The organism is Paenibacillus sp. NPDC056722 (assembly GCF_042790635.1).
Taxonomy (GTDB): Bacteria; Bacillota; Bacilli; order Paenibacillales; family Paenibacillaceae; genus Paenibacillus_AQ; species Paenibacillus_AQ agri.
The window spans coordinates 51,762-64,598 of sequence record NZ_JBHTYV010000006.1; the positions used below are offsets into that span (position 1 = coordinate 51,762).

The following is a 12,837-nucleotide window of genomic DNA, read 5'->3' on the forward strand; positions in this document are numbered from 1 at the left end:
TGAAACAAATAGAGGTAGGGTGATTGGCCGAGATGTCCATTCGAATGAAATTTCTGCTGTCGTACGCGGCAATGCTGGTGGTACCGCTGCTTCTGATTCTGATAACAGCTATACTGCTAACTATCGTCTATCATGGGGATGTGCAAAGCCTTGAAAGTGCCTATGGGAGTAAATTTGATGGTATGGAAGAGAGAGATACCCGCGATCTGATCAAACACACCTTCATGCAGAATAAAGAATTACTAACAGACCCTGTTTTTTTGAATGATTTATCCGCAGATATGCTCAAGAAGAACACTTATATTTATATTCGTGCTGACCATAAGGCTTTGTATGCATCAGACGATTTCCTCCTTAAGAAAGGGCTGATCGACAGCCTGCCGGATTTCAAACAAGCTGGAACTCATAATGAGCCCTATCGGGAGAAATATAACAATGACTCGTATCAGATTGCTCAGTTTGATCTATTATCCAAGGATGCAGAACCGGTAAGTATTTTTTTGGTGAGTAAAATCGACCCGTTGGTTCAATTCGTGCGAACGTTTTTTCCGATTTTATTCCTCTCCACCGTCGTAGTCCTCTTGCTGACACATACCTTGCTGACAACCTATATGTCGAGACGAATTATCCGTCCCTTGCTTGAACTGCGTAAAGCTGCGCGAATGGTGACTGACGGTGATCTTGATTTCAAGGTGGAAATCCGCGGCAAGGATGAGCTCGGACAGTTAGGCATGGCCTTTGAAGAGATGAGGTCACGGCTTCAGGCGTCTATTCAAGTCCAGCAGCAATATGAGAACAACCGCAAAGAATTGATTACGAATATTTCCCATGATTTAAAAACACCGATTACTGCTATAAAAGGCTACGTGGACGGAATCTTGGAAGGTGTTGCAGACTCACCCGAAAAAACTGAAAAGTACATGCGCACCATCGCCGCCAAAGCCGGTGAAATGGATCATCTGATTGATGAATTATTTTTGTACTCCAAGCTGGATATGCAGAAGCTGCCGTTTTCCTTTGAATCCGTACCGATTCTTCCTTTTCTAAATGACTGGGCGGAAGAGCTGAAGGTGGAACTGGAAAAACAGAAGGTAGATTTGCAAATTGATATGGACGGCGGGGAAGCAGCCAAGGTTGCTGTAGACCGTGACTCGTTTAAGAGAGTGCTCGGCAACATCATTCAGAACAGTCTGAAATATATGGATAAGCCGAATAAGAAGATCGCCGTTAGCACCCGGATAGAAAATCACGCCCTTACACTGGCTATTGGAGACAATGGTCCTGGTGTTCCTTCGGAAGCCGCTGAGCATATATTCGAACGGTTTTACCGTGCGGAGCAGTCCAGAAATACGAAAACAGGCGGGAGTGGTCTTGGTCTTGCCATCGCTAAGCAGATCATAGTAGAGCATGGGGGGGGCATTTATGCGGACAGCCAGGAAGGTGAGGGAATGGTGATTCGAATTGTATTACCGATAGAAGAGGAGGCGCTGGTCCATGCAGAGAACGATACTGATCGTAGAAGATGAGCCTTCCATTGCTGAGCTTCAGCGGGATTATTTGGAGATGAACGGATATCGAACGGAGATTGCTGTTGATGGAGAACAGGGGCTGGAGCTAAGTCTTAGCGGCAAATTTGAATTAATCGTGCTGGATGTGATGCTGCCCAAGCTGAATGGCTTTGAGGTGTGCAAAAAAATCCGTGATGTACTGGATATTCCTATCCTAATGGTCACTGCACGACGGGAGGATATAGATATTGTGCGTGGGCTTGGACTTGGCGCGGATGACTATATGACCAAGCCCTTCAAGCCTGCTGAACTGGTCGCCAGAGTAAAAGCCCATTTGTCACGTTATGACCGTCTGAAGGGGAGCGGGAGTGGATCTTCCACGACAGAGCTTGAAATCAGGGGGCTACGATTGAACCCCGACTCCCGCCGTGCTTTTGTCAGAGATGAGGAGGTCACGCTGACGACCAAGGAATTTGATCTGCTCTATTTTCTTGCCCAGCACCCCAATCATGTATTCAGTAAAGACCAGCTCTTCGAGCGGTTATGGGGCATTGACTCGCTTGGCGATACCCAGACGGTGACCGTGCATATCCGTAAACTGCGGGAGAAAATCGAAGAGGACTCCGCCAATCCAGTGTATATTGAGACGTTATGGGGAGCGGGCTATCGATTCCGTCCTTAAAATGAATATGGCAAAGCCAAAGCTAATCTGCGGATGATGCTTTGGCTTTTTTTGTTATCAGGGGAGTTAATAATTATTTAAGAGTCTGTTCACAGCCATTTTAGATTTACCCAGTAGTCTAATGTTGCGGGAAAGCTTCCGGGAACTAGACATTATAGCTAAGGGGGAGTAGACATGGAGGATATAGCGAAGTTAACAGAAGTAAGCAAGGAATTCCGTAACGGCAGAGGCATTAGCGGTGTGAATCTGTCGCTGCAAAAAGGTGATATATACGGATTGCTCGGACCTAATGGTGCCGGCAAAACGACCCTTCTAAAAATGCTGACCGGACTGATTTCTCCAAGCTTCGGAAGCATTTCATTGTTCGGACAAGATTTGGAGCATTCCTTCGCATCAGGGATGCGGAAGGTGGGTTGTATGATTGAATCCGCTGATTTTTATGATTATGTCACCGCGGTTCAATATTTGAAGCTGAATGCCAGCTTTTATCCGAATATCCGAGTGCAGCGGATTGATGAAGTACTTGAGGCTGTGGGTTTAGCCGCTTTTGGCAAAGAAAAAATAAGACACTTTTCCACCGGCATGAAACAGAAGCTTGCCATGGCCTCGTCGATTCTGCACTCCCCCGAACTTGTCATCTGGGATGAGCCGACGAATGGACTGGATATTGAAGGGGTGGTTCACTTCCGCGCGCTAGTACAACAACTATCTGCTGAACAGGGGATTACCTTCCTGATTTCCAGTCATATGATTCATGAATTGGAGCAGCTCTGCAACAGAGTAGGGATCTTGAATCAAGGCGTTCTGATCCGTGAAGGCAACGTTCAGGAGCTGCTGACGGATAATCATTCTCTGGAGCAGTATTATATCGCGGAACTTCAAAAAGGAAAGGAGCTGATGAACCATGGACGGCTTGACAGCAGGATTTAAAAACGAACTCCAGCTCATGATCTATCGTAAAAAGACAATCTTCTTCTTCGCAATATCCGTATTCATTCCGTTGCTGCTGATTGCACTATTTCATTCGCTGCAGCCTGTTCTGGGACTGTTTACAGTCAGTCCAACCTATCCAGTCCAGATGCTGGAGATCTATACAATCTTCTTGATTCCGCTGTTTCTGTTTCTGGAGATTGCTGATTTATTTCCACAGGAAGTCTCCTCTAGGACCTTGAAACTGGCCCTGCTGCGGCCCATTACGAGATTAGGTGCTTATATGGCTAAGTTTCTTGCGCTGGGGGTAGCGATCGGAGCATTGCTGCTTCTTCTTGGAACCGTGAGCACCTTGTGTAATCTAATGTTTGGAACCTCAGGCACTGGAAGTATCGACGCTTTCGGATTACTAAAAGCTTACGTAGCAGCGTTCCTGTCCATGTGGTCCCTTGCAGCCTTGTTTGTATGCATGGCCCAATTTTTCCGGAGTGCTGGCGGCTTTCTTGTGTTCTCAATTCTAATATACGCAGGGACCAAAGCCGCTCCTTACTTTCTGCAAGGCTTCTCCTCCTTCTCCATAACTTCATATACAGGCTGGTATTCCTTATGGCTAGGACATTCCATCTCCGTTGCCAAGCTGGCAACGGGTTCGGTATTTGTGTTATCCAGCCTGGTTATGTTTTTGGCCCTAGGCTACATCTTCTTCGAGAGGAAGGAGGTCTAGCCTGGAATTTTGGTGGTAAGCAAATCATTCATGCTGTTATATGGAAGGGGAATGGGTCGATGAATAGCACAAGCACTTTAGTAGAGAGAGAACTCCAATTATGGAACAAGGTTCCGCAGGTCACGATCTTTTTCTGGATGATTAAAATCATGGCTACGACTGTGGGAGAAACGGCAGCAGATTATCTCAATTTCAATTTGAATTGGGGATTAACAATCACCACTCTCGCAATAACGGGTCTGCTGATTGTCGCGCTGTTTTTTCAAATGTCGGCCAATAGATATATTCCTTCGTTGTATTGGCTGGCAGTCGTACTGATTAGCGTTGTAGGGACGCTAATTACTGACAATCTCGTTGACAATCTCGGAGTTCCGCTGGAATCAACCACTCTTTATTTCTCTCTGGCCCTGCTGGTTACCTTTGTGGCTTGGTATGCAAGCGAGAAGACGTTGTCGATCCATTCCATTACCACAAGAAAGCGGGAAGCGTTCTACTGGCTGGCGATTCTCTTCACCTTTGCATTGGGAACAGCAGCCGGTGATCTTGTCGCCGAAAGTATGAACCTGGGGTACCTGGTCTCTGCAGTGATCTTTGCCGCTATTATTGGATTGATTACCTTGGCACACTTCCGCCTGAAGCTGAATACTGTTGTGGCGTTTTGGCTAGCGTATATTTTGACCCGCCCTATGGGGGCGTCACTGGGAGATTACTTATCACAGCCCCGTAGTGAAGGCGGACTTGAGCTGGGGACGACTGGTACCAGCATTATTTTTATCGTTATTATTCTGGGACTGGTTCTGTATTTGACCAAAACCAAGAAAGATCAGGTTTCTCTGTAGTCTCTTTCATTCTCTGAAATCAATGCTGAACTAGAAGGCAAGTGAAACGAGGAGTTTTTCTATGAAACAGAATCCAGTAGTACTTATTGTAACCTCCAAATTCGGAGACGGTCATGTGAAAGTCGCTGAGGCCATCGAGCTCGCTTTTAATAACAGAGGCTTTGGCCGTGTCCACACCATAGACATGCTTGCTGAAGTATACCCTCGTGTGAATGAGTTCTTCCGCAGATTCTATTTGAGTGGCTCTGTCCTTTCACAAGAAATCTACGGATTGGTGTATTCACTGACGAGCAAGATGAATCCGGGACACCCCTTGGGGAGCTGGGTTCATTCCATGGGCAAGCGGCAGGTGCAGGAGATCCTTGATAAGATACGACCGGATATCATTATTCATACCTTTCCGTATTTAGCTGCCGCTCAGCTTATCAAGGAGACGGGGCGTCCCGTCCCGTCATTCACAATCCTGACGGATTATGTATTGCATGGAAGATGGCTGCATCCCCATACCACCAAGTATTTTCTCGCCGCCGAAAGTGTGAAGCCAGCCTTCCTGGAAGCGGGAATATCGGAAGAAGCACTCATGGTTAGCGGTATTCCCATTCGTTCAGATTTTGAACAGCTTCAGGATCGTGAGGACCTCTTCGATAAATATGGACTAAGCATTAACAGGCGTTATCTTCTTCTAGCGGCAGGTGCATACGGTGTGTTGTCTAATATTAGAGGTTTGATCCAGAGTGTGGTCGATAAATCCGATTTTGATGTCATCGTCGTGTGTGGGAATAATCACAAGCTTCGAACTTCGACTGAGGATTTATTTGAGCAGAACAATCGTGTCCATGTGCTGGGCTATACGGATAAAATGCACGAGTGGATGTCTATCGCATCTTGTCTGCTGACTAAGGCGGGCGGGATCACTTTGACGGAAGCGATTGCTCAATCCCTCCCGGTGCTAGTCTATCGCCCGCTTCCGGGACAGGAAGCAGGCAATGCAGAGTCGTTGGCAAGCCAAGGAATCATTGATGTTGTTAACAATGAAGATCAGTTCATCCGTAAGCTTCGGCAGTTGGAACAAAGAAGCTATAGAGAAGTGAAGCAACAATTAATGAAGAGTTTTTCGCGAAAATCCTCTTCGGAGCTTATTGTCTCGGAAGTGCTGCAAGTGATAGAGGCTCGGCAACCGGTGGCTCGGCACACCAAACCCAGAATCACCGAAGGGCAGGCGACCACCATCCAGGGTCTCTAAAAGAAAGGGTAAGCAGCAGATCTTTACCCGACTGGCCTTGGTTCTCTTCTTTATAGAATGGATTGCACAATCATGATTTAAGATTTATTTAATAGTCTCTTCACGATGAGTTTAGGATTATCACTTAGGCTTAGCATTGTGCAAGATAAAAACTAGCAATGAAGGGAAGGAAGAAACATGAAGAAGAAATGGCTTTTAACCGGAAGTGCAGTTGGAATTAGTGGTGCGCTGATGTTGGCCACTGGCTTTACGGCGTTTGCAGGAACCTCGGGGTATGAAGATTACAAGGCTGCGCTGAAGAATACGGTGCAGAATCTGCAAAGCGTGACTGTTCAGGCAGATGCAGTTCTTAAGGATAACGGTTCCCTTCTTAGTGGGGCACAAAGTACATTGAAGGCTAACCTGAAGAATGAAGCGGTGAGTGGAACCGTTAAGATTAGCGGAAAAGCAGGTTCTCAGAACCTCAATCTTTATAGTCAGCCTGATGGGCAAGTCTGGAAAAGTGATGCCTCCGATACCTACTATGTGAAGCAAGACAAAGCAGAGAAGGATGAGCAGAAACAAGGCAAAGAGCACAAGGATGGAGCTTGGTTCAACAGTCAGGAAGAGACGGTCATTGATGCACTGATCGGTAACTTGAAGAATGAAATCACCTCTACCACTGCAAACGACGGGTCCAAGAATATTTCCCTGCAGCTGGATAGTGCGCAAATTCCGGCGGTTGTTCAAGCGCTCGCACCGGTTGCTTTCAAGCATTTGTCGGATCAATCACAGCGTGAGGACCTGCAGGACAGCGGGGCGAAAGTGCAGCTGAACGATCCGGAGAATCTATTTAAGCACAGTCTGTTTAAAGCCAAGGATATCGCGTTGACCGAGGGTGTGCAAATTCAAAGCATCCATCTGAACGCAGTGGTCAATCCGGCCAATGAAATTCAGCGCCAGCAATTCGACATTACATTTACCGGTAAGGATGCGCAAGGGGTGTCCCATACATTAACTGCAAGTCTGGATGTTCAATTGTCGGCTTTGAACACTACAACTCCTGATACCATTGATTTGAATGGGAAAAAGGTGCAGCAAGTACAGGATCATCATGAGGGTAGACATCACGACTAAACGGAGCTAGAAATAGCAATTGTACGGAATTTAGAACGGATAAGAACCTTGAGTTCCTATCCGTTCTTTTTTGAAGTCACGATAAGGATGAGGAGCGCACGATAATTGTGGAAGGCGTTAAGGCGGCTGAAGCTTTCACCCTTTGCATATTAACGGTTTAGACGTGCAGCGGTATTTGCAATCTACCTGTGGGTTCGTTAATTCCGCAGAGGACAACTTTAGCTTGATTAAAATGCAAATGAATCCGTATCATAGAGAGGAGCTATACAATGAACGAGAAGTAAAAACAAGGATTTATTAGTCCTACCTTTGGAGGAATCGACGTGAGTGCAATTTTTCAAATTCATAACTTGGCTAAATTGAATTGGTCGACAGATGCCAACGCTCTGAACAAGTATTTATTCTCACAGATCTCTGCGGAGATCGCCGAGCCGACCAGGATTGCATTGATTGGGGCTTCTGGTCAAGGGAAAAGTACGCTGCTGCGAATCATGGCGCTGCTGGACACGCCGGATGAAGGGGAACTGCTGGTCAACGGTAAGTCTTTTCAACATATTCCTGCCCGGCAATGGCGAATGACTGTTACCTATGTGGCTCAGCAAGCGGTCATGCTTCCGGGGAGTATAGAGGATAATTTACGCACGGTAAGCAAGCTGCATGGCCAGCCGTACGATTTTTCCCTTGCCGCCGAGCTGCTAGAGCAGCTTGGACTTGATTATCTGGATCTTACTAAAGTGGCGGAAGATTGTTCAGGCGGAGAGAAGCAGCGGATTTCCCTGATTCGTTCGTTGCTGCTTCGGCCTGAGATTCTTTTGCTGGATGAAATCACAGCTTCGCTGGATATCAACAGCACGCATAAGGTAGAATCGTTGCTGCTGAAATGGCACGAGGAGAAAGGCACAACCTTCATCTGGGTCACTCATGATCTGGAGCAAGCTCGTAGAATCAGTAACCGGACATGGATGATGGACAAGGGCGGGTTACAGGAATACAGCAGTGACTCTTTCTTTAATGAACCTGTGGCGGACTTAGCTAGGAGATTTGGGCATACGGAAGGAACCTTACAGTCATGACATTAACCGCACTCAGCTTCACACTGCTCTTTGTGATGGGCACGATGATGGTCTCGATCTGGCAGAAGCTAGGCCTGGAAAAGGACATTGCTGTTGGAACTGTACGGTCCGCGGTTCAGCTTCTGGTCGTTGGTTATGTGCTACAGTTTATTTTTAATGCCGAGCATATCATATACATAATTCTGATTATTCTCTTTATGATTGCTGTTGCCTCTTGGAATGCTGCCAAGCGGGGAAAGGGCTTGCCTGGACTATTTTGGAGGATTGCTCTGGCAATTTCGGCTTCGGAGCTGCTGATGATGGGAATTCTTCTGGGTCTACATATTATCAAGGCTACCCCGCAATATATTATTCCGATCAGCGGAATGACGATTGGGAGTGCTATGATTGTCTCCGGACTGTTCATTAATCATATCAAGCAGGAGGTTCAGTCGAATAAGGGAGAGATCGAGACACTGCTATCTCTTGGCGCAACCGCTCAGCAGGCGATGCAGAAAGTTCGGGCAAGCTCCGTGAAATTCAGTATGATTCCAACGATTGATGGAATGAAGACGGTAGGCCTTGTACAGCTGCCCGGAATGATGACCGGAATGATTATTGCCGGAGCCGATCCTATCATAGCTGTCCGTTATCAGATTCTAATTGTATTTTCCTTTACTGCTTCTGCTGCGATTACGAGCATGCTGCTTAGTGTGCTGATTTATCGGCTCTTTTTTACGGCTGGTTTGCAATTGAAGCACCCGCAATGAATCTAGGTTTCTGATGAAGCTAGACAGGCCTGTTAACATTGATTATAATTGATACTGATTATCATTATCTTTGTGAAATATCTATTACACAAACACTGCCCAATTGGGTAGTGTTTTTTTCTAGAGAGATGGGAGGAGGCTGTCCATGCTAACACCGGTCAAGGCAAATCATTTTCTTAAAGGTGTACTCTATGAAATCGTGGAGGCGCGCCAAGATTCTTCAGTACCGGTCTGGGCGAAGAGCGAACCTTTGGCTCATCATATGCTTTTATATATCGCACGCGGTAAAGGACAATTGTACGTTAATGGGCAGCAGCACCAGTTGGAACGGAACACTCTGCACATGCATCGGCCGGGAACCCGATTACAGCTTACGGCCAGCAACGCAGGGGATGAGCTGCAGTTCTACTGGATTGCTTTTGATATCTATCGATTGATGGAAAAGAACTTGAGCCGCAGAGAATATATGCGAGAGCTTGAATTCCCCCTCCAAGGCCAGATCGCAGTTGGTGGCAGCCAGTTCAAGAGACTCTTTTATCTCATGGTGGCCGAAGGTAAGACTGTAAACGACCGAAATCCGTTCATAAGTCAACAGTATCTGCACGATATGCTGGATGGAATATTACGTTATGCTGAGCCTCAAGCTCCCAATGATATGGATATCCGGCTGAAGCTGACGCTCGATTATTTGCAGAATCATTACCGTGAGGATATTCGGATTGATAAGCTGGCAGAGATGGCGGAGCTGCATCCGTCTTATTATTCCCAGGTATTCAAGCAGGCGATGGATAAATCCCCGGTAGTTTTCCTTACGCATCTGCGGATGAATAAAGCCAAAGAAATGCTGCTTCAATCTGACAAGGCGATTAGGGATATCGCTACGGATGTCGGGTATAAGGATGAATTCTATTTCAGTAGACGATTCAAAGAGTCCAGCGGCTATTCTCCAAGGGTTTTCACGAAGAACAAGGACAAAAAAATCATTTCGCTCTCATCGCCTTATACAGATCATTTATTTACGCTCGGCTTAATTCCTAGTGCAGCTCAATTGCATCGTCACATTCCCTTGATTACGAAAGGTCTCACACTTCCTGAGCATGCCAGAGATCCATGGGGGATTAGCCGGGAAGTCTTTCTGTCTGAACAGCCGGATCTGATTTTGTGCAAGGATAATGTACTCTCCAAAGCCCGTGAGCACATCAATGATGTCGCCCCGATTATCGCCATTCCGTGGGTAAGCCAGGATATGTACGCTCATCTAATGACCATTGCGGAGTTGGTCAACAGGAAGGATGAGGCTGTACGGTGGCTGCATAATCATGAACAGAAGGCTGAAAAAATCCGCAAATCGCTTCGCTCTACTGTCGGTCAGGGCACTGTAGCCATATGCGTATGTCGTGAGTCTGAATTGCGTATGTACGGGGCAAGGAATATCGGACATGTCTTCTACCGCTCGTTGCAGCTAGCTCCTCCTGAGAAAATGCAGAAAGAGATGGATAGACATCCGATCGGCACAGTACATAACTGGACGGCGATAACCCCAGATGAGCTGGGGGAGTATGAATCTGATTTTCTATTTTTTGCGGTGGAGACAGAAGGGGACAAGCGCCGGATCCTTGATTTGCAGAAAAACAATCCTGTCTGGAGACGGCATGCCGCGGTCAGAAATAGACGGGTCTATTTTATCGACTGGGAGAAGTGGATGATCTATGCTCCTTTTGTCATTAACCAGCAGTTGGAGGAAGCCGCTTCATTACTTACCCAATCTGCAAGCCTTGCAGAAATCTAAAAAAAGTCCATGTTCCGATCTTGGATATTGGCATGTACCTATCCGGGAAGTCAGATATAATTAGAAAATGATAATGATTCTCATGATCATTAAGTGAGGGGGAGGCTTTCAAAGCGCAGTTCTATGAGATTAAATCGAAGAATCTGTACGTATCTATGGTTTATCACCGCGATAGCGGGATTATTGCTGACGATTTTCCTGGCGATTTCCTTTGGCGCCAAAGGAATGACACTGGGCACCGTATGGTTGGCTGTCTTTCAATATGATCCTTCGATAACCAACCACCAAATTGTGCATGAACTGCGGCTTCCCCGGGTCCTTGGAGCAGCCGTAACGGGAATGGCTTTTGCTGTGGCGGGCGCAATAATGCAGGGTGTAACGCGCAATCCGCTGGCAGACAGTGGCATCCTCGGTGTCAACGCAGGCTCCGCCTTTGCGGTATGTCTATGTTTTGCTTTTATGCCGGGACTCTCCTATTGGGGACTCATTATCTTTTCATTCATGGGCGCAGCTTTAACGACTTCATTTATCGTGCTGCTCGGTTCCTCCACCCGGGGTGGACTGACTTCCATAAGATTAACCATTGCCGGGGCTGTCGTTGCAACGATCCTTCATTCACTCAGCACAGGCGTTGCGATTTATTTCGAATTAAGCCAGGATTTAGCCTTTTGGTATGCGGGTGGCGTGGCGGGAGTGAATTGGGAGCATTTGCGGATTCTGACACCGATAGTCCTGATCACGATCCTATGGGCGATTAGTATGGGGCGGCCAATTACCTTTATGTCGCTTGGAGACGAAACCGCCGCTAATCTCGGAATACATACGAACAAAATTCGTATCCTGGGGCTAATTGCAGCAGTAATTCTTGCCGGTTCGTCCGTAGCTGTAGCAGGTTCTATAAGCTTCGTAGGCTTGGTTGTGCCGCATATCGCCCGGCGTGCACTCGGAGTGGATTATCGGCTATTGATTCCATTCTCCGCCCTACTCGGAGGGATATTACTTGTCTGGGCTGATTTTGCCTCACGAATGGTCAATCCGCCGCAAGAGTTTGCAATTGGTGCAATGGTAGCGATGGTTGGGGTCCCGTTCTTCCTTTACCTGGCCCGTAAAGAAAGGAGAGATCTCTAACATGAAACCCAATATGGCGTCAATGGAGGCACAAAGGAACAGACGCGCGCTCATAGTGAGCAGCATCCTGATACTGCTTGCTGTAACCGTAATTATGATTAGTCTCAATACCGGAACAGTTTCTTTAACCCCGCTGACAGTGTGGAAGACGCTGCTAGGGTATGGCACCAGCGATGAACAGATGATTTTATTTGACTACCGCATGCCGCGGATTATCATAACGATGCTGGCCGGAATCGGACTGGGAGTAGCGGGTGCGGTATTTCAGGGAACGACACGGAATACGCTTGCCGATCCAGGCATTCTCGGAATTAATACCGGGGCGGCGCTGGGGCTTATCATCTTCGTCTCCTTTTTTCGGACAATGGAAGGTCCTGTTGCCCTTCTGATTCCGCTGTTTACCTTTGTTGGGGGGACGCTGAGCGCACTAATTATCTTCATATTCGCGTATGACCACCACAGGGGGTTAATGCCGATTCGTTTAATCTTGGTTGGGATTGCCGTTGCTGCCGGGATTAGTGCGGTTACCCTTTTACTATCCTTGAAGTTGGACGAGAAGACCTATGCCTTCACAGCACGCTGGTTAGCAGGAAGTGTCTGGGGAAGGGATTGGATACATGTAGGTGCGCTTTTGCCATGGATTTTGGTACTAGTTCCGTTAATCTATAGCCGCTCTAAAGCGCTGGATCTCTTTGTGCTGGGCGATGAGACCGCCTACAGCGTGGGCAGTCATGTTACCCGGGAACGTCTATCTTTACTGGGCATGGCTGTTGCACTCTCTTGCGCCAGTGTGTCGGTTGCAGGCGGGATCGGATTTATCGGTTTGGTCGCACCCCATATCGCCAAACGTCTGGCCGGCCCGCAGCACCGTTATTTTCTACCGGTAGCTGCGCTTATCGGTCTGGTTATTCTGGTCACAGCGGATACAATCGGCCGATCGATCTTTCGCCCCAATGCCATTCCGGCAGGTGTGGTAGTTGCTGCAATTGGCGGTCCTTATTTTCTATATTTATTGTTTAAGACAAAATAAAAGATTGAACATTCTGGAGGAAATGA

12 protein-coding genes are annotated in these 12,837 nt (G+C 47.2%); all 12 read left to right on the top strand.

Annotated elements, in window-relative coordinates; genetic code table 11:
• The first annotated feature begins 32 nt into the window (after positions 1-32).
• The 12 genes from ACFRAM_RS16470 to ACFRAM_RS16525 all read left to right on the top strand — a co-directional run bounded on the left by ACFRAM_RS16470 (position 33) and on the right by ACFRAM_RS16525 (position 12,811).
• Positions 33-1,526 (top strand): sensor histidine kinase, encoded by a 1,494-nt coding sequence (locus tag ACFRAM_RS16470; protein ID WP_379466751.1) that lies wholly within the window; start codon positions 33-35, stop codon positions 1,524-1,526.
• Positions 1,495-2,190 carry a response regulator transcription factor gene (locus ACFRAM_RS16475; protein WP_379466752.1) on the top strand — a complete coding sequence of 232 codons (696 nt, stop codon included), beginning with the start codon at positions 1,495-1,497 and terminating at the stop codon, positions 2,188-2,190. The genes ACFRAM_RS16470 and ACFRAM_RS16475 overlap by 32 nt, the downstream gene beginning before the upstream one ends.
• Before the next feature lie 174 nt (positions 2,191-2,364).
• A complete protein-coding gene (locus tag ACFRAM_RS16480) occupies positions 2,365-3,120 on the top strand; it encodes an ABC transporter ATP-binding protein (protein WP_379466753.1) in 756 nt (251 codons plus the stop codon).
• Positions 3,095-3,844, top strand: a complete 750-nt coding sequence (locus ACFRAM_RS16485) for an ABC transporter permease (protein WP_379466754.1) — start codon at positions 3,095-3,097, stop codon at positions 3,842-3,844. Before ACFRAM_RS16480 ends, ACFRAM_RS16485 begins: the two co-directional genes overlap by 26 nt.
• 59 nt (positions 3,845-3,903) lie before the next feature.
• A complete protein-coding gene (locus tag ACFRAM_RS16490; RefSeq protein WP_379466755.1) occupies positions 3,904-4,683 on the top strand; it encodes a COG4705 family protein in 780 nt (259 codons plus the stop codon).
• Between the two features lie 61 nt (positions 4,684-4,744).
• Entirely contained in the window at positions 4,745-5,926 is a 1,182-nt protein-coding gene (locus ACFRAM_RS16495) for an MGDG synthase family glycosyltransferase (RefSeq protein WP_379466756.1), read from the top strand.
• Between the two features lie 177 nt (positions 5,927-6,103).
• A complete protein-coding gene (locus tag ACFRAM_RS16500; protein ID WP_379466757.1) occupies positions 6,104-7,042 on the top strand; it encodes a hypothetical protein in 939 nt (312 codons plus the stop codon).
• A gap of 323 nt (positions 7,043-7,365) precedes the next feature.
• Entirely contained in the window at positions 7,366-8,115 is a 750-nt protein-coding gene (locus tag ACFRAM_RS16505; protein WP_379466758.1) for an ABC transporter ATP-binding protein, read from the top strand.
• Complete coding sequence (locus tag ACFRAM_RS16510; RefSeq protein ID WP_379466759.1) at positions 8,112-8,864, top strand: ABC transporter permease; 753 nt, start codon at positions 8,112-8,114, stop codon at positions 8,862-8,864. The genes ACFRAM_RS16505 and ACFRAM_RS16510 overlap by 4 nt, the downstream gene beginning before the upstream one ends.
• A 145-nt stretch (positions 8,865-9,009) precedes the next feature.
• Complete coding sequence (locus ACFRAM_RS16515) at positions 9,010-10,653, top strand: AraC family transcriptional regulator (RefSeq protein WP_379466760.1); 1,644 nt, start codon at positions 9,010-9,012, stop codon at positions 10,651-10,653.
• A gap of 123 nt (positions 10,654-10,776) precedes the next feature.
• Positions 10,777-11,781: a FecCD family ABC transporter permease gene (locus ACFRAM_RS16520; protein WP_379466761.1), complete on the top strand. Its 1,005-nt coding sequence runs from the start codon at positions 10,777-10,779 to the stop codon at positions 11,779-11,781.
• A 1-nt stretch (position 11,782) separates the two neighbouring features.
• Entirely contained in the window at positions 11,783-12,811 is a 1,029-nt protein-coding gene (locus ACFRAM_RS16525; RefSeq protein WP_379466762.1) for a FecCD family ABC transporter permease, read from the top strand.
• Positions 12,812-12,837 lie beyond the last annotated feature (26 nt).